The following is a 17,808-nucleotide window of genomic DNA, read 5'->3' as shown; positions in this document are numbered from 1 at the left end:
CGCCAAGTAAGGATTGATATGAAACAGGAACTTTCTGGCAAGGTAGCAGCGATTACCGGGGCTGCCTCGGGGATCGGCCTTGAATGCGCCAAATCGCTGTTGCGGGAGGGCGTAAACGTCATCCTCATCGACAGAGCCGAGGATACCCTGAAGACCGTATGTTCGGAATTGGGTCCGCAAGCTTTCCCTCTGGTCGTTGATCTTGCCAATCCCGCAAGTGTCGCGACGATGATGCCACGAATTCTCGAGAAGTTCGGTAAGCTTGATATCTTCCACGCCAATGCGGGATCCTACATCGGCGGGGAAGTCGTGGACGGTGATCCCGATGCCTGGGACCAGATGCTGAATCTCAATGTCAACGCTGCCTTCAGATCAGTGCAAGCGGTGTTGCCCCACATGGTTGAGAGGAAGACGGGTGATATCATCATGACCAGCTCAATTGCCGGCCTGGTTCCGGTGGTATGGGAGCCAATCTACACGGCATCCAAACATGCGGTACAGGCCTTCGTTCACACGGTCAGGCGGCAGGTCGTGAAGCACGGCATCCGCGTGGGCGCGGTTGCGCCGGGTCCCGTGGCAACGGCACTCATCAGCGACTGGCCTCAGGAAAAACTCGATGAGGCGATCGCTTCGGGCGGATTGATGGAGGCGACCGAAGTGGCGGAAACGGTGTTGTTCATGCTGTCGAGACCCCGCAACGTCACGATCCGCGATCTCGTCATCCTGCCGTTCAGCACGGACCTATGACGATGGGACGTTTTTTCATCGGGATCGATGTTGGCACAGGCAGCGCCCGCGCAGGCGTTTTCGACGAGAAGGGAGGTTTGCTCGCTTCGGCAAAACGACCGATCACGATCTGGCATGAGGCCGGCGGCATCGTGGAGCAGTCCAGCGAGCAGATATGGGCAGCGGTATGCGGCAGCGTCAAGGAAGCGGTCGGTGCGGCAGGTGTCGCGATCGCCGAAGTCTCCGGTGTCGGTTTTGACGCGACCTGCTCGCTGGTCGTCGTCAACGCGGATGGTTCGCCGGTGGCGGTCGGGCCTTCAGGGGATCCTGCCCGCAATATCATGGTCTGGATGGACCATCGGGCGGCGGGCGAGGCGGCCGAGATCAATGCGGGGCATCACACGGTTCTGAACTACGCCGGTGGACGGATCTCGCCGGAAATGGAAACGCCGAAACTGCTCTGGTTGAAACGCAATCTTCCGGAATCCTTCGCCGTCGCCGGCCACTTTTTTGACCTCGCCGACTATTTGACCTGGCGCGCAACGGGCTCGCTGAGCCGTTCGATTTGCACGGTGACCTGCAAATGGACCTATCTCGCCCATGAGAACCGTTGGGATCCGGACTACTTCGAGACGATCGGCCTGGGCGAGCTCGTGGCGGACGGGTTTGCCAGAATTGGCACCGACATCGTGAAACCCGGTATGTCGCTTGGTTGCGGCCTGACCGAGGAGGCGGCCGCCGATCTGGGGCTGAGGACCGGAACGGCTGTCGGAGCAGCCCTCATCGACGCGCATGCGGGCGGCATCGGAACGCTGGGCGTCGCTGTCGACGGCGCCAGTTCCGACGTCGGCCGCAGACTGGCATATATCTTTGGAACATCGGCCTGTTCAATGGCGTCAAGCAAAGAACCCGTCTTTGTCGATGGGGTGTGGGGGCCATACTATTCCGCCATGATCCCGGGCCTCTGGCTCAACGAAGGCGGACAGTCGGCAGCTGGTGCCGCAATCGATTATCTTGTGGCGATGCATCCAGCATCACCGCAGGCTTGCGCCCAAGCCGAAGCGGCCGGATCCTCCCTGGTAGCCTGGCTTGAGGGCGAGGCCTCGAAAATGTGCGCAAGTCTGCACAACGCGGTCACGCTAGCGGGGTCCATCCACGTCGTCCCCGAATTTCTCGGAAACCGCTCTCCCCACGCGGATCCCGATGCCCGTGCGCTCATTGCGGGGCTCGGGCTGGACGCCAGCATTTCTGGCCTGATTTCTCTCTATGTCGCCGGACTATGCGGTATCGGCTACGGGCTGAGGCAGTTGCTGGTAAAACTCGCCGACGAGGGAATTCCGATCGACCTTATCGTTGCAAGCGGCGGAGCGGCGCAGAGCAATCTCGTCCGCCAGTTGTTGGCCGACACAACCGGTGTGCCCCTTACTTTTGCGGACACGCCTGAACCTGTCCTTCTCGGCGCGGCCATGCTGGCGGCGGTGGCAGCAGGCCGCTACCCGGCGCTGGCCGATGCCATGATGGAAATGTCGACCGCCTCGAAAATCTTCAAGCCCGCAGTGGGCGAAATCGAGCTGGTACACGAGAGGCGATATCGGATTTTCGAGAGACTGCAGTCTGTCGGCCGTGAAATCAGGCTCGCGTCTTAGCATAGAGGGAGCGAGGCTCAGCATCACTGCATGGCTGAATTATTCATACAACGGAGCGATTACGCCCGGTGCGCAAAGACTATTCGATAAGCGAGACAGTCGCCCCGACCAGGATCTCGTCGGCTGCCGAAGCGCAGGTTTCCATCGTCGAATTGCCCGTGAAAGTAACTTGATCGGCGACGATCTGGGTGCACCCTCCCGATACGGTGGAATTGCCCGTGAAATCGATAGTTCCGGTCGGCATATAAAGGCTGCCTTTCAACGTCGATTCGGAGTTACCGGTCACCTGGTGAGCCACTCCGGACGTCTGACGGCTGCCGAAGAACAAAAGGCCGGCATAAGGTCCGTTCGTGGGAGAGGACAAATCGATATCGCCGTTGCCCGTCAGCTTGGCCGCGGCAGAGTTGGCGAAGAACAGCGTGACGCCGTCACCTGAGAGCTTGGCGCCTGCAGTCACCGTGAAATCTCCGCCGTCAATTATATAGAGGCCGGGCTTCAGCGTCACGGTTCCCTTGATCTCCAGTCCGCCGCAGAATCTGATCGCCTCCTCGCCCGTTGGGAGGCGATCGAAAACATAGGTGGCGTTCGAGACATAGTCGAGCGTGCGACAAGGAAGCTGCTGAATGTGCATATTGTCCGGCTCGCGAACGGACACATACGGGTCCGGCGTCGGAGGCGCGCGCTCGACCGGCTCTCTGCATCCGGTCATCGTGAGACCGGTCGTCGTCACGGCCTCCCCCACCGTGTACACGCAGTCGGTCGACATCACGGCGCTGCCGTTCTTCATCAGAAACGCGTCCGCAGCGCTCGAATTGGATGCGATGCTGCAGTCCGACAGCCGGACCTCTGTCGAGCCGGTCACGGTGATCGCTCCCGACGCAGAATTCGACAAGGCGAGCACACATGCCTTGGCGCCGCCCTTCACCTCGGCAACGGCTCGGGCGGTCAACTGCATCGGTTCGCCCGAAAAGACAGAGGAGAACAAACGCGCATGCGTCTCCGTCAGCACGACGGTCACTTTACCGCTTGCTCCGGTCACCCCGACTTGTGCACTCACCGTCATGCCGCCGGCTTGCGGCAGGTAACCTGACGCGCTCGCTATCCTGAGAGCCGCGGCCTCGAGTCCAGGCTGACTGTCTCCGGCGCGATAGCGGACGGCTGCAGCATGCGCGGAAACGTCCGCTGCGTGCTGCAGCTTACGATCCTTCAGGTACCAATATCCAGTCTCCGCACCCAGCCCCATCGCGCCCACCGCGACAGGGAAGAGGATCGCGGCGATGACGGCGACTGCGCCGCGCTCGTCCTCCTGCAAGCAACGCAGAAGGTGGCGCGCCTTTCTGAAAGCGGCTCCGATGTTGGCATTCATTCGATGTAACCCGAGTCCTCATTTAAGGTCCGGCGATTATCTCCTTCCTCCAAGGTTTTACGATTCGGCCACTTGGCCTAGGCCGCGCAGCGTCCTTAGTCCCCGGCTCAGTAGGCCATCAGGCCGAATAGCGCTTTTGCCGGCCAAACGGCACATTCCGCCGCAGTTCGAGAAATCACTTCTAGTCTCGTGAAAGGCGCTGCACATGATTTCGACAGTCGCGGCTTGGCTCGCATTTTTCCTGTTCGCCGGGACAATGACCTATGCCGGCATCAGGGACGTGGTGACGATGACGATATCGAACCGCCTTGTCGGTGCATTGGCGACCGCCTATGCGATCCTTGCGCCGGCCGCAGGCGTGGACCTGGCGACGATCTCCTCGAGCAGTCTCGTTGCCTCCGCCGTGCTGGCTTGCACCTTTGCCTTCTTCGCCTTCGGCTGGATCGGTGGCGGCGACGCAAAACTGCTTCCGGTCGCCGTGCTTTGGCTCGGGGCCGACCTGGCCCTCCATTTCGTCCTTTATGCATCGGTGATTGGCGCGGCCCTTACGCTTGTGGTGCTCCAGTTTCGCCAGGCCCCGCTGCCGATCGTCCTGCAACGACGCACCTGGTCCAACCGGCTGCATGCTCGTGAACCGGGTATTCCCTACGGAGCGGCGATGGCACCAGCGGCGCTGCTGTTGCTTCCAGAAAGCCATTGGTTTTCCGCGTTCATCTGATGCGTCGAGCCCCGAGACAACCCCACGAGGTAAGCCATGATCCGCATCGCCATTCTCCTGCTCGCACTTGCCTCCGGCGGCGCTGCCTCCTGGCTGGCGCTTGGTGTCTCCGTGCAGCCGACGGTCGCTGCCGCCGAAATCCAAAGGGCGCCGGAACAAGAAGTGCTCGTCGCCGCTTCCGAGCTCGCCCGTGGGGTGGTGCTTGAGGAGGTCAATCTCCGTTGGCAGTCGTGGGAAGGCGACATTCCGCCTGTGTTCATCAGCCGTGCGTCACGGCCGGATGCGATAGTGGCGCTCAAGGGCATGCTCGCCCAGAGCGGCTTCGTCGCTGGCGAACCGATCCGCGAAGACAAGCTGGCTGATCGTGGAGCGGGCTTTCTCTCAAGCATGCTGCCGTCCGGAAAGCGGGCGATCGCCGTTCGCGTGACGGCGGAAAGCACGGCCGGCGGCTTCATCCTCCCCAACGATCATGTCGACGTCATCCATACCGTTACCCGTCAGGATTCCTCCGGCAAGGACGGCAAGGTCATAAGCCGCGCGATCCTTTCCAACATACGGGTGCTCGCGGTCGATCAGACAATCTCGGAGGGGGCGGACGGCACCTCGGTCGTTGGGAAAACCGCAACGCTCGAGGCAGGCCCCGAGCAGATCGCAATCATCGCCGCTGCGGAATCCTCCGGCACTGTTTCGCTCGCGCTCCGTGCGGTCGCCGACAATCATGAAGCGCCGGTTGTGGAAACCGAGGGAAACCGAAGGGGCGTCGTGCGCATTGTCAGTGGCGGACGCATGTCGATGGTCGAAGTCCCGTCCCGCTCCGACGGCAGTTGATCGATTTCAAGGAAGTCTCAGACAGATGAAACAGCTCGGCAACGAAACACAGAAATCGTCGCAGTCAGCGGCCGCCCCGCCGCTTCTACCCATCCCGAAGGTCGATATCGCGGTCTTCTGCCGGTCGGAGGAGGTGAGCGAGACCATCCGCATCGCGTCGATCGACCGCCGCATGGCGAGGGCCAACGTGACGATCAAGGACGGCGGAATCATGGAGGCGACGGCCCTCTATGGCGGCATCACCTCGCCGAACCTCGTCGTTGTCGAGAACAAAGACGACGACGAGGTTCGGCTGATGGCGGCGCTCGAGGCGCTGGCGGTGGAGTGCGTCACCGGCACCAAGGTCATCCTCATCGGCCGCTCCAACGACGTCGGCCTCTACAAGAAGCTGCTGGACGCCGGCGTGAGCGATTATCTCGTCATGCCGCTTGAACCGATCGAGTTCGTCGCTGCAGTCCATCGCTGCTTTCGTGACTCGACGGAAGAAAAGCTCGGACGCATCGTTGCCTTCGTCGGCGCCAAGGGAGGAACCGGATCCTCCACGCTGGCGCACAACGTGGCCTTTGCGATGTCGACGCGCGTCGACGCCGATGTGCTGGTGGCCGATCTTGACCTCCAATTTGGCACCGTGGGCCTCAATTTCGATGTAGAGGCGACACAAGGCATGGCTGACGTGCTCAACGGCACGGACCGTCTCGACGACGTCCTCCTGCGGCGCTTGACTGTACCCTATGGCGAGCGACTGCATCTGCTTCCCTCCGCCGCCGACCTCAACAGGTTCCTCACCCTGAAGGAGAACCATGTTGATCATCTGCTCGATGTCGCTCGGTCAAACTCCTGGCACGTCGTGGTCGACTTGCCTCACATCTGGATGCAATGGACGCGGAAAATCCTGCTGGAGGCTGATGAGATCGTCGTCGTCGCTACACCGGATCTTGCCAGCATGCGCAACGCCAAGAGCCTGATCGAACTCCTGAAGAAGGAACGTCCCAACGATCCGCCGCCGAGACTCGTGCTCAACAAGACTGACACGCCGAAGCTTCCCGAGATCAAACCGAAGGACTTTGTCGAGGCCGTTGGACTTCATGAAAGCATATGCATTCCGTTCGATCCGCAGCTCTTCGGTAAGGCGGCGAACAATGGCCAGTTGGTCATCGAGACGGCGCCCGAGTCCAAGCCCGGCAAGGCCATGGCTTCGCTTGCCTGGCACGTCGGTGGAACCGGGGAGAGACGACCCCGGCAAAAAGGCTTGCGCGCATGGGCGCGGAAACTCTTCAAAGGCGGAAAACCGAAGAGAGCCCCGTCGGCCCTGTGCACGATGGCGAGCGAACTCAGGAAGTCCGAGGCAGGCGTCTCTGCCGTGGAGTTTGCGTTGATTGCTCCGGTGCTCGCGCTCAGCCTGGTAGCCATGGCCGACGTCGGACTCGCGATCACCGAACGGATGACGATCGATCACGTGCTTCGCGCCGGTGCGCAAGCCGCCATGGCCGATCCAGGACCGATGAAGGTCGACAAGGTGCTGCAGTCGACGCTCGCGCAAGGCGCAAGACCCGCCAATGTCACGCTCGCCCCCGTAAAACGCTACTGTGCCTGCCCGGAAAACGCCGATGTCACGCCGGCGGCTGCACCGGAATGCGGAAAGACGCCCTGTGCAAGCTCGGCTCCGCAATTGGTGTATTACCGCCTGGAGGCGGCGAAATCCTATCAGCCGATGTCTCTGCCGGAGGTACTTCCGCCTTTCCAGCTCAGTTCCTCGATGCAGGTGCAGGTTCGATGACGGCGTCGCCCAAACTCCTGCGTCGCGTCTGGCGCAGCCAGTCCGGCGCTATGGCAGTCGAATTCGCGCTCGTGTGTTTTCCCCTGCTGCTGCTCATGCTCGGGATCATCGAGTTCGGCCGCGCGCTCCATGTGCAAAACGACCTTTCCTACGCTGCAGATGTCGCGGAGCGACAGGTGCTCATCGGACAAATCTCCCGGGACGCGCCCGACAGCGAAGCGCAAGCGAAGCTGGAAAGCGCCGTACGTGACAATTTCGACAGCGGAGAGCCGCAGTTGCTACAAATTTCCGTCGGCAAGGAAACGGTAGACGGAATTGCCTTTCGAGTGATGTCGATCCGTTATCCGTTTGCGTTCTTCATCCCCGGATGGACGGAGAGTCCCGTCAGCCTGGAGCTGTCGCGGCGGATCCCGATCGGCTGATGCTTCTTGCCCGCGCCGGTCATGGCCCGCCGGCATCTGTCGCATTGCCGTTCTCCGTGGCTTGAGGGGGGCTCGACGTAGGGCTTTCTTCACTGGATTGAACCGGATCGCAGCGCTTCGAGCAACTATAGGTCGCGCGTCCGTTGCCCTCGTGCACGGTGATTAAACGTCCGCCAGCAGCGACCACGTCGAGGACGACATTGGCGACCTCGGCGCCGTCGGCGTCCATGACGATCAGGTTCGTTGATCCCGGTGTCTTGCCGGTGAGGATCACCGTCTTGTCGTCGCTGAGTGTTGCCTGCGCGATCGCCGGATTACCGATGATGACCGTGCTCGCGGGGCGATCAAGGATAAAAGGTCTCGCAAAATCGACGATGACCTTCACCACGGCATCTGTTTGCCGGGCGGGCTCCTGCGCATTATCGCCTCGGGGGGGATCTTCCGCGGCTTGAACCGCATTGACCACAGCGCACATCGCCAAGACGAGAACGGGCCATTTCACGCCAGTGCGCATTCGACCACTCCCAGTTGCTGCCGATCTTGATAAACGGACGGAAGCCTCATCCGTTCCGGTAACCAGCAAGAGCATAGCATAGTCGCGGCTTGACGATCGGACTAGACCAACAGGCTGATCTCCTCCGGAAGGGGTATCGGCCATCAGGCTGAATGGATCAAAAGGGTTAAGAAAGTCTATATGAGGACCACACAGCAAGCGGGAAACGAGGCTGAAACCCGGCCCGACCTGTGATGCCGAACTTGGAGTCGGCACAACCCCAACCACTGAAGGACCGAATCATGAAAAAGCTCCTTGTTCGCTTTGCCCGCGACGAAGCCGGCGCTACCGCCATCGAATACAGCCTGATCGGCGGCCTGATCGCCGTCGCTATCATTACCGCGGTGAGAACCGTCGGCACCGATGTCGCCGCCGTGTTCACCAGCATCTCCACCGCGATCTAATAAGCGCGCCAACATGTTGCAGAGCAAGGCGGAGACACCCATCTCCGCCAGCTCGTTTCTAGCCCCAGTTTGAATCAACTCAGGTTGGCCAAATCGATGTTCGGCAAAAAGTCCATATCGGAGGAAAAGGTCATCGAGACCGTAGCCCAGCCTGAGAGGGCGCGCGAACGGCAACCCGTTTTGGTGCCAAGCCAACCTCAGACGACAGTCGAGGTTCTGGTGGCGGCCAAGGCTGAAAAGGCCGAACAATACTACAGTCTGAAAAAGGAAATCTTCAGCGCCCTCATAGCCACCATCGATGTCGCCGCCTTGTCCACCATGGATAGCGATCAGGCGCGCAAAGAGATCGGCGTAATCGTCAATGACATCGTCGCGGCCAAGAAGGCCGGGATTTCGATGACCGAGCAGAACGATCTGCTTTGCGACATCTGCAACGATATACTTGGTTACGGCCCCCTCGAGCCGCTGCTCGAGCGCGACGACATCGCTGACATCATGGTCAATGGCGCCAACCACGTCTTCATCGAAGTCGGTGGCAAGGTCGAGGAAACAGATATTCGTTTCCGCGACAACGAGCAGCTCTTGAACATCTGCCAACGTATCGTCAGCCAGGTCGGCCGGCGCGTCGATGAATCCAGCCCGATCTGCGACGCCCGTCTGGCCGACGGGTCTCGCGTCAACGTCATTGCGCCTCCGCTGGCAATCGACGGGCCAACGCTTACTATCCGCAAGTTCAAGAAGGAGAAGCTAACTCTCGATCAGTTGGTTCGCTTCGGTTCGATCACGCCCGAAGGCGCCGAGATCCTCAAGATCATCGGCCGGGTGCGCTGCAACATACTTATTTCAGGGGGCACGGGTTCCGGCAAGACGACGCTGCTGAACTGCCTGACCGGATATATCGATGCTGGCGAGCGCATCATTACTTGCGAGGACGCCGCCGAACTGCAACTTCAACAGCCACATGTCGTGCGGCTCGAGACGCGTCCACCCAACATAGAGGGCCAGGGTGAAATAACCATGCGCAGTCTGGTCAAGAATTGCCTGCGCATGCGGCCGGAGCGCATCATCGTCGGCGAAGTGCGCGGGCCGGAGGCCTTCGACCTCTTGCAGGCAATGAACACCGGCCACGACGGCTCGATGGGAACACTCCACGCCAACTCTCCGCGCGAGGCGATCTCGCGCGTCGAGGCCATGATCACCATGGGTGGTCACTCGCTACCGGCCAAGACCATCCGGGAGATGCTTGTCTCATCGGTTGACGTGATTGTGCAGGCATCGCGCCTGCGCGACGGTTCGCGCCGCATCACCCACATTACTGAAGTGCTGGGCATGGAGGGCGACGTTGTGACGACGCAGGATCTCTTTGTCTACGACATTCTCGGCGAAGACTCGAAAGGCAACGTTATTGGACGGCATCGCTCCACCGGTATCGGACGCCCCGCCTTCTGGGATCGCGCACGCTATTACGGCGAGGAAGCACGCCTTGCGGCGGCGCTCGATGCGGCTGAAATGAAAGCGGCCGCGTGAGTGGGACCCTTCTGACCCAGATTGGACACATATGCTAACGTCCCCGTTGTTTCCGTTGTTTGTTTTCGTCCTCGCTTCCACGAGCGTTGGCGGGGTTATGCTCGCCATTCTCTATCCGCATGTGGCCAAAGCCAGTGTTTACAAGCAGAGGTTCGAACGAATAGCAGCGCTTACCGATCGCAACACCGCAGAGTCCGTCGATGAGGATGGCCGCGACCGCCGCCGCTTCGTGGAAAAGACGCTGCGCGAAATCGACGAGAAGCAAAAGGCCAATGCGAAGAAAGGCGGCAAGCCGACGCTGGCAGGCAGGATTCGCCAGGCCGGCCTAAACTGGACTCGCAAGACCTATTATCTTGTCTGCGTCGGCGCGGGCCTCGCCTCCTATGTAATAGCGCTCCTCTTGGGGCTTAATACGATCGCCATGCTTGGCTGTGGCGTGGCTGGCGGTCTACTGCTGCCGCACATCTATGTAAACTCGAAGCGGAAGGCACGCTTCAAGCGCTTCAGCGCCGAATTCCCCAACGCAGTCGACGTGATCGTACGTGGCCTCAAGGCCGGCCTGCCGATGGCAGACTGTCTGCGCGTCATCGCAACGGAAGCCCAGGAACCAGTCAAAAGCGAATTCGTCGCCATTGCTCAGGACCAGACACTCGGAATCCCAATCGATGAAGCGGTGCAAAAAATGTGGGACCGTGTGCCGCTGTCGGAGGCTAACTTCTTCGCTATAGTCATCACGATTCAGAGCCGCACCGGTGGCAGCCTGTCGGAGGCGCTCGGAAACCTTTCCAAGGTGCTGCGAGAGCGTAAGAAGATGAAAGGAAAGATCAGGGCGATGAGTGCGGAGGCGAAATCCTCCGCAGGGATTATCGGTGCCCTGCCGTTCTTCGTGGCCGGTGCAGTATATCTCACCAGTCCCGACTACATGTCGCTTTTGTTTACCACGCTGACCGGGAAGATCGTGCTCGCGGGCTGTGCCCTTTGGATGAGCATCGGAACTCTCGTCATGCGAAAAATGATCAACTTCGATTTCTGAGAAGCACATGAATATCGCCGCCTACATCCCTGAACCGGAAAAGCTTTCTGCCATGATGGCCGCTTTCGCTGCATTCTCCTCCGTGGTCGCGGTTTCCTGGCCTTACATGTTTCGCGATAATCTCGCGGCGCGCCTGCACAAGGTGGAGGGCGAACAGGAGCGCATCCGCCAGCGCGAGCGAGCCCGACTGAATGCAGTGAAGCGTCCCGTCTCGCTACGCGCGGAACCCAGAAAGCTGTTCCAGGAGATTGTTGACCGCTTCAACCTCGCCAAGCAGGCCGAGGATGGCGAGATCGTCAACAAATTGCGGATGGCCGGTTATCGTGGGCACGCTCCGGTGACGACCTTTCTGGCAGTTCGGCTGATTTCTCCGCTTGCGATCTTCGCCGCTTGCTTGCTCTACCTCCTCCTCATTGTCAGACCGGCGGCGCCACTCCTCCTGGTCGTGGCCATCGCCGCTACTGTGGGTTCGCTCGGTTATTTCGTACCGGCGATATTCATCAAGAACAGGATCACGAAGCGACAGAAATCGATCCAGCGCTCATGGCCCGAAGCGCTCGACCTTCTGCTGATCACGGTCGAGGCGGGCATGGGTATAGAAAGCGCGTTCCGCAAAGTGGGCGAGGAAATCGGTATGCAGTCGCCCGAAATCGCGGAAGAAATGATGCTGACCACCGCCGAACTTTCCTATCTGCAAGACCGGCGGCAGGCCTACGAGAATCTCGGAAAGCGCACCGGCGTCGAGGGGGTCCGGGCGGTCGTAACCAGTCTGATACAGGCGGAGAAATATGGTACGGCGCTTGGTCAGGCGCTGCGCGTCATGGCGCAGGAAAACCGCGACATGCGGATGAGCGAGGCGGAGAAAAAGGCAGCCGCTCTTCCACCCAAGCTGACCGTACCGATGATCCTCTTCTTCCTGCCTGTGCTCTTCGCAGTCATCATGACCCCTGCGGCGATACAGATAGCCGGCATTCCATGAACGGACAGGGGCGGGCTAACCTCCCTGTCCGTTGCCGCTCAGCGCGACGATCTTCCCGGCTATCCTTTCCAACGGCAACACGAAATCGACAAGACCTGCCCCGATGGCCGCTTTTGGCATGCCGAAGATAATCGAACTCTTCTCATCCTGGGCAATCACCTTGCCACCAGCCTTTCGGAGCGAGCGGAGGCCTTCGGTGCCGTCATCGCCCATTCCCGTCAGGACAACCGCGAGGGATTCGGTCTTGAATGCTCGCGCGATGGAACTGAACAGGTAGGACCCGGAGGGCGTGAAACTGTAACCAGCAGCGTCATCGGTGACGCAGATCCGTGTTCGGCCCGATACTCCAAGCTGATGCCCGTCCGGAGCCAGATAGACAGTTCCGGGTTTCAAACGTTCACCGTCCGCGGCAACCTTGACCTTGAGAGGAACTGTGGCGTCGAGGGAGACGGCCATGCCTTCGATGAACCCGCTGGAAATATGCTGGACAATCAGAATCGGAGCCGGAAAACCGGCGGAAACATTCTTCAGTATCGACCGGATAGCGGCCGGACCGCCGGTGGACGCGGTGATGCCCACAATTCCGATCGGCGCGTTGCGGCCGACCGGAAGGACGTCAGCGCGCCTGTCCGCGCCGGACCTGTTGCGCCGCCGTCTGACCACCTTCACCTGCGACATCGCCTTGATCGTCGACAGGAACTTGTCGGTGCCTGTTTTTTGCAGCCGACCGTCGACTAAGGGAGGGGCAGGAATGACGGCCAGCGCCCCGGCCTCGAGTGCACGGCCGGAGAGACTTCCCAATTCCGCGTAGTTGTCGCACGACACCATGATGATGGGAGCCGGGGCCGAAATCATGATCTCCTTAACGGTGTCCGCGCTGTCTTCGCCACTGAGTAGGAGTTCGACCGCAACGATGTCAGGCGAAAGTTCCCGGGCCAACCTGACCGCCTCGGTTTCACTCCTTGCGGTTCCGACGAGCTTCACGTCCGCGTCGTCCAGTGCCGCCTTTTCGACGAGCTCCTGGAGATCGGACCTGCCTGTGGCGAGAAGTATCCGGACCATCGTTCCCCTCACACGAACTGGCGAACAGTTTCCAGAAACTGATACGAGTCAAACTCGTTCTTAGTCAGATAGGCATTGGCGCCGGCATGCAGGCCACGCAGCTTGTCCTCCGGCGTTTCGCGCCCGGTGACCAATATGACAGGCATGTCCTGGAAGTCCCCGGACTCGCGAATTGTTTGCGTCAGCGCAAAGCCATTCATCGACGGCATATCCACATCGGCGATAACGATATCGGCCCCATACTGCCGCAAGTGCTCCCAGGCTTCCCCACCATCGGCTATCATCGCCACTTGGTATCCCGCACCCTCCAGGATCAGCCTAATGAGACTGCGGACATATATCGAGTCGTCGACGACCAGCACCTTGCGGTTTTCACGAGGTGCGACGGGTCGTATCAGAGCATCTGTTCCTGGGTTCTTCTTCGTGGCCGCCTCGGCCAGCGCCGCGGCATTAAGCAGGAGGGCGATGCGTCCGTCGGGCAGGACAATACCGCCGTTATAACGTCGCACCTTCGCGAGACGCGGCCCCAGAGAACGGACGAGAAGCTCCTGCTCGCCAGCGACTTCGTCCACCAGCACGGCTGCTTCCCTGCCCGCAGCCCCAACAATGACCGCCGGCATGAATTCCATGGATGTGCGACGACTTGCTGGTCGAAGCCCAAGCCAGCGCGCCAGATCTATGAGGGGTATCGGCCCCGCGCGGGTCGTCACGACGCGCTTTTCTGCCGAGGTGGTAATGTCTTTCGCCGAAACTCGTATGACGCTCTGGACCGAAGCGGTATCGATCGCAAAAACATGCCCTCCGACAATGACCTCCAAGGCCCTGACGGTTGCAAGCGTAAGGGGTAGTGTGAGGGTAATGGCGGCGCCTCCGCCCGAAACCTGCGATACGTCAGCTACACCGCGCATTGCTTCGACTGCGGTTCTGACAATGTCCAGACCTATGCCGCGGCCGGACAGCTTGGTGACAGCAGTCGACGTTGACACACCGGGCTCGAAAATCTGCCGGAGAAGTTGTCTTTCGTCTTCCGGCTGTTGCAGATCCGCTTTACCAACGGCGCTGCGCAGGGAAGCCGTGTCCAGGCCGCGGCCATCGTCCTCCACCAGCACCTGTACGCGATCGCCGGATATGGAAGCCGCAATGACGATCCTTCCCTTTTCCGGCTTTCCTGCCATTCGCCGCTTTGCAGGCTCCTGAATGCCATGGGCAATGGCATTGCGTACGAGATGCCGAAGCGAATCCTGCAGGCCTGCAAGGATCGAACGGTCGATCTCTATCTCTCCACCCCTTACCTCCAGTTCCGCCAACTTTCCCGAGCTTGCCGCCATGTCTCTGACGATCCGGGCAAGTCCCTTGCAGGCCTCGGCGAAAGGCTGGGTGCGCGCACGCCGCACCTCGTTCTCAAGCGCAGTGGCGGCGCTATGCATCAGTCTCCCATCGTGATTGAGGGAAGCGGCAAGCGCGCGTAAGCCGTTTTCAATGCTCGCGGCCTCGGCGGCGGAATTCGATCCCCGGGCGCGCAGTTTCCTAGTTTGCTGCCTCAGGCGCGACGCCTCTTCGGCATGGCGTCGCACGACAGCATTCCAGGCGAGCAACTCGCCGCTCCGGTACAGAAGCGCATCGAGCCGATCGGCGGACACCCGCATGGAGCCATCCGTGTCGCTCACGCGCACCGGGACCTGTATTTCGGTGCGGGAACGGTGTGATCCCGTTCCTTCTCCGTCGCGTTCCGTTTGTCCTGTGATCGCCGCCTCCAACTGGAAGAGCACGTTTTCGGCGTGTTTTGACGAAGGCTTCTCGCCGCTCTCCAGCAGTCGAACGGCGTCGGCGATGGCATCCGCGGCTGCAAGAAACAGGTCCACTTCCGGCCTGTCGAGAACACGCTCCTCCCTTGCCGCAACAGAGAGCAACTCCTCTATCCAGTGGCAGATCGACTCCACCGCCCGCACCTGAACCAAGCCCGCGGCCCCCTTTAGGCTGTGGACCATGCTCAGGAGCTGGGTCTGCAGCTTGCGCTTTATGTCCACCCCGTCAGCGTCTTCTAATGCGAGCAAGGTGCGTTCTATGTCGGACGAGCGTTCTCTTGCTTCCTGGGTAAACAGTTCCAGCAGTTGGTGGTCAAGTTCTTCGGGTTTCATCATGTTCATTTGCCGTGATCGGAGAGCATGTCCTTCAGCCTCGACCCGAGCTCGTTGAGGTCCTTTGCGGCCTCTTCCGCCTGTCGTATCGCCGAGAGGTTCTGGCTGCTTGTCTGTTCGATATAATGCATCGCGTCGTGTATCTGCTTCATGCCCGCCTTCTGCTGGCCCGCCGAGGCGGCAATCTGGGCGACCGAGCGCGCCGAATCTGCAATGATTGTTTCTAGTTGCCTGATCGTTTCCCCGGCTGCGTTCACTGTTTCGAGAGCGCGACCGACACTCTTGGTTCCCTCTTCGGCCCCGACGACAGCCGCATTTGTCGCTTTCTGTATCTCCATGAGGATGCGACGGACTCTGGTGGTTGCGGATTTCGACTGGTCCGCAAGCGTTCTGATCTCGGTTGCGACGACGTTAAAGCCCCTTCCATGCTCGCCGGCACGTGAGGCTTCGATCGCAGCATTGAGCGCCAGTAGATTCGTCTGGTCGGCTATCTCCGCGACCACAGAGACGATCTCGCCTATTTCCAGGCTGTTTTCGACTAGCGACAGAATATCGCCAGCGATCGCTTCGGTCCGCGCGCTGACTGTGTTCATCACCAGCACCGTGTCGTCGAGTGCCTTGCGCCCGTCGCCGCTAACCTTGACGGCGGTATCGTACGAGGCCGCCACCTGCTGTGCGCGTTGCGCCGCCTGTTCCGACGTCTGCAGGACGTCATCGACGCTCGTTACTGTTTCGGCCACAGCCGAGGACTGTTCACGCATGCCTTCGACCTGTTGCGTGGTTCCGGCCAGGATCTCGGCTGCCGAAGAGGAGAGGTGTTGTGCCGTCTCTGAGATCGTGGCGAAGAGTTCCTCCAGCCTGTTCCGATCGGCTCGTTCGTTCTCGATCATGCCGGCGAGCTTTGTCGTCATCGCATTGAAGGATGAACCAAGGATCGCCAGTTCGTCGCCATCCTCGTCGGTCGCCTTCTGCGCCAGATCACCGGCGCGAACCTTCTCCGCTACACCGGCGAGAGCACGCGTGCGGTGCACGAAGCGGCGGATGACCCATAGGACGACGAGCAGCATGATCACGCCCACGGCCGAGAGCCCGAGCTGTAGCAGTTGAGAGCGCTCGATTCTTTTCGCTCCTGCCTGCTCGATCATATCAATCCTTTCGTTGATCTGATCCGCATAGGTCCTGATCTGACGATCGAGTTGGTCCAGCGCGGTCCGAGTCGGCGGCGCCTCGGCTATCGCACTTTCAAGGGCCGGTTTCACTTCACGCAACCAGCGCTGCCGAACCTGTTGGAGCCGCGCCAGACTCTCCGGATCGGTCTCACCCGAAAAGCCAACCGCATCATCCCCGTTGATCAGCCTGGCAAGCATCCGCTCGTTGCGAACCATGAGGTCGCGAAGCTCGGCAGCAGCCGCTGTCCACTGCGGATCTTGCGGTCGGGGCAAGCGCCCAGCCAGGTAAAGCATCTGGTAGAAGATGTGCTCATTGTTAAGTGAGGAGGTTGCGGCAAGATCGGATCTCACCCTATTCAAGGAGACAAAGCTTGACCCGACGAGCATGGCCGATACGGCCGCAGACAGCAGCGTTGCCACGCCCAAGGTGCCATAGAGACTCTTCGTCCACCGCGGGTTCATGGCCGTGAGCCCCTTCCATTCTCATCCTCGTCGATCATTTGCTCGCCTTCGAGGATAAATCTGCGGTCGCTAAGGAGAGCGGCACCGTCAAGGACGGCCACGCCCTCGGCCGTGCTGCCGCGGCTCCAGAGGCCATCGTTCCCGTCCGCCTCCGTCATGGAGATCGCGTCAGGAGCGAGCTCCACGACTTCTGGAATTCCGTCGGTCAGGACCAGGAACTCGGGTTGCGCTTCGCCGCAGACGATCGCCCAATCGACGGTTGCCACCGGCTGCGCGGGAAGACCGAGAAGGTCACGCAGATCAAAGATCGGAAGCAACTGCCCGCGCAGATCATGAACGCCCACGACATGCGCGGGCATACCCGGCAGAGGGCTGACATTCGCCTTCGTGACAATCTCACGGATATAGCGGATGTCGACCGCGTAACGGCGGAAAGAAAGTGGGAAGAATACGAAGCCGGTCGAGGACTCGGGATCGGCGGCAGCCACCGGGGCGACCGCAGGCGTTGTCGCTCCGGATTGGCTCGTCGGATGGGCATCGCTTTGGAGTGGATCCAGTAGTGCTCCGGTCTGTTCGATCGCGGTCGCCATCCGTTGTCTGATAGCCGCCCAATCAATGGAGGAACGGGAGTGTTTGGAAACTTGGGTCATCAAGAGTATCCCGCCAGGCTCCGCGCGAGGTCTGCGACCTCCCGCCTAGAGCGCGCCGCAGGATGGCCCGCCACTTCTGCGGGCATAAGAGGCCACGCGCTATATTCGGCCACTTTCGCCTTCTCGGCGAGACGTTCCTCTTCGAGAAAGATCGCAAGTGAATACGGCTCTTCCGCTGTCGCACATCCAGCGCTCCAGATCCGGATCGGAGAGCCGCCTGACCGGCAGCATTTTGCAGCGAATGCCCGCCGCGTTGGCCTAAGTTTCACAGAAGCTTGGTACATATTCCCTTCCCACATCGATTTGGCTGCTCCTGTAACTATGTCTTGCCAAGCACCTACGCTATTC

General features: G+C 60.5%; 16 protein-coding genes and 1 pseudogene. 10 read left to right on the top strand and 7 right to left on the bottom strand.

Annotated features, from left to right (window positions below; genetic code table 11):
• Positions 1-18: 18 nt before the first annotated feature.
• Positions 19-747, top strand: coding sequence for an SDR family oxidoreductase (locus tag ACSQ2W_RS24390; protein ID WP_436088702.1), 729 nt, complete (start codon positions 19-21; stop codon positions 745-747).
• Between the two features lie 2 nt (positions 748-749).
• The gene (locus ACSQ2W_RS24385; RefSeq protein ID WP_436088701.1) at positions 750-2,372 is read left to right on the top strand and encodes an FGGY-family carbohydrate kinase; all 1,623 of its coding nucleotides are present in this window, start codon (positions 750-752) and stop codon (positions 2,370-2,372) included.
• Between the two features lie 79 nt (positions 2,373-2,451).
• On the opposite strand, the gene ACSQ2W_RS24380 is transcribed toward ACSQ2W_RS24385, so the two are convergent.
• The gene (locus ACSQ2W_RS24380; protein WP_436088700.1) at positions 2,452-3,738 is read right to left on the bottom strand and encodes a pilus assembly protein TadG-related protein; all 1,287 of its coding nucleotides are present in this window, start codon (positions 3,736-3,738) and stop codon (positions 2,452-2,454) included.
• Positions 3,739-3,943: 205 nt separating this feature from the next.
• Between ACSQ2W_RS24380 and ACSQ2W_RS24375 the strand changes: the two genes are divergently transcribed.
• From ACSQ2W_RS24375 to ACSQ2W_RS24360, 4 genes are read left to right on the top strand one after another with little or no spacing between them, the layout of a single operon-like run.
• Positions 3,944-4,456 (top strand): A24 family peptidase, encoded by a 513-nt coding sequence (locus tag ACSQ2W_RS24375; RefSeq protein WP_436088699.1) that lies wholly within the window; start codon positions 3,944-3,946, stop codon positions 4,454-4,456.
• A 36-nt stretch (positions 4,457-4,492) separates the two neighbouring features.
• On the top strand, positions 4,493-5,284 hold the full coding sequence (cpaB, locus tag ACSQ2W_RS24370; RefSeq protein ID WP_436088698.1) for a Flp pilus assembly protein CpaB: 792 nt from the start codon (positions 4,493-4,495) through the stop codon (positions 5,282-5,284).
• A 25-nt stretch (positions 5,285-5,309) separates the two neighbouring features.
• Complete coding sequence (locus ACSQ2W_RS24365; RefSeq protein WP_436088697.1) at positions 5,310-7,061, top strand: AAA family ATPase; 1,752 nt, start codon at positions 5,310-5,312, stop codon at positions 7,059-7,061.
• A complete protein-coding gene (locus ACSQ2W_RS24360) occupies positions 7,058-7,483 on the top strand; it encodes a TadE/TadG family type IV pilus assembly protein (RefSeq protein WP_436088696.1) in 426 nt (141 codons plus the stop codon). The genes ACSQ2W_RS24365 and ACSQ2W_RS24360 overlap by 4 nt, the downstream gene beginning before the upstream one ends.
• 19 nt (positions 7,484-7,502) lie before the next feature.
• Here ACSQ2W_RS24360 and ACSQ2W_RS24355 read toward each other — a convergent pair whose 3' ends face one another.
• Positions 7,503-7,997 carry a pilus assembly protein N-terminal domain-containing protein gene (locus tag ACSQ2W_RS24355; protein ID WP_436088695.1) on the bottom strand — a complete coding sequence of 165 codons (495 nt, stop codon included), beginning with the start codon at positions 7,995-7,997 and terminating at the stop codon, positions 7,503-7,505.
• A 281-nt stretch (positions 7,998-8,278) separates the two neighbouring features.
• Between ACSQ2W_RS24355 and ACSQ2W_RS24350 the strand changes: the two genes are divergently transcribed.
• From ACSQ2W_RS24350 to ACSQ2W_RS24335, 4 genes are all read left to right on the top strand, one after another.
• On the top strand, positions 8,279-8,440 hold the full coding sequence (locus tag ACSQ2W_RS24350) for a Flp family type IVb pilin (protein WP_436088694.1): 162 nt from the start codon (positions 8,279-8,281) through the stop codon (positions 8,438-8,440).
• Between the two features lie 96 nt (positions 8,441-8,536).
• Positions 8,537-9,967 carry a CpaF family protein gene (locus ACSQ2W_RS24345; protein ID WP_436088693.1) on the top strand — a complete coding sequence of 477 codons (1,431 nt, stop codon included), beginning with the start codon at positions 8,537-8,539 and terminating at the stop codon, positions 9,965-9,967.
• 31 nt (positions 9,968-9,998) lie between these two features.
• The gene (locus ACSQ2W_RS24340) at positions 9,999-11,000 is read left to right on the top strand and encodes a type II secretion system F family protein (RefSeq protein ID WP_436088692.1); all 1,002 of its coding nucleotides are present in this window, start codon (positions 9,999-10,001) and stop codon (positions 10,998-11,000) included.
• 7 nt (positions 11,001-11,007) lie between these two features.
• Positions 11,008-11,979, top strand: a complete 972-nt coding sequence (locus ACSQ2W_RS24335; protein ID WP_436088691.1) for a type II secretion system F family protein — start codon at positions 11,008-11,010, stop codon at positions 11,977-11,979.
• A gap of 15 nt (positions 11,980-11,994) precedes the next feature.
• Here ACSQ2W_RS24335 and ACSQ2W_RS24330 read toward each other — a convergent pair whose 3' ends face one another.
• The 5 genes and pseudogenes from ACSQ2W_RS24330 to ACSQ2W_RS24310 form a co-directional block, all read right to left on the bottom strand.
• A complete protein-coding gene (locus ACSQ2W_RS24330; protein ID WP_436088690.1) occupies positions 11,995-13,041 on the bottom strand; it encodes a chemotaxis protein CheB in 1,047 nt (348 codons plus the stop codon).
• An 8-nt stretch (positions 13,042-13,049) separates the two neighbouring features.
• Positions 13,050-15,182: a hybrid sensor histidine kinase/response regulator gene (locus ACSQ2W_RS24325; protein ID WP_436088689.1), complete on the bottom strand. Its 2,133-nt coding sequence runs from the start codon at positions 15,180-15,182 to the stop codon at positions 13,050-13,052.
• Positions 15,160-16,810: pseudogene (locus ACSQ2W_RS24320) on the bottom strand (methyl-accepting chemotaxis protein). Before ACSQ2W_RS24320 ends, ACSQ2W_RS24325 begins: the two are co-directional and overlap by 23 nt.
• Entirely contained in the window at positions 16,807-17,460 is a 654-nt protein-coding gene (locus ACSQ2W_RS24315) for a chemotaxis protein CheW (RefSeq protein ID WP_436088688.1), read from the bottom strand. The pseudogene ACSQ2W_RS24320 and the gene ACSQ2W_RS24315 overlap by 4 nt, the downstream one beginning before the upstream one ends.
• Positions 17,460-17,744 carry a CheR family methyltransferase gene (locus ACSQ2W_RS24310; protein WP_436088687.1) on the bottom strand — a complete coding sequence of 95 codons (285 nt, stop codon included), beginning with the start codon at positions 17,742-17,744 and terminating at the stop codon, positions 17,460-17,462. Before ACSQ2W_RS24310 ends, ACSQ2W_RS24315 begins: the two co-directional genes overlap by 1 nt.
• Between the last annotated feature and the right edge of the window lie 64 nt (positions 17,745-17,808).

The sequence above is a fragment of the Pararhizobium sp. LjRoot255 genome (assembly GCF_964252905.1).
GTDB lineage: Bacteria > Pseudomonadota > Alphaproteobacteria > Rhizobiales > Rhizobiaceae > Pararhizobium.
The sequence above is the reverse complement of the archived record's forward strand: the minus strand, read 5'-3'. Positions and strand labels throughout refer to the sequence as shown.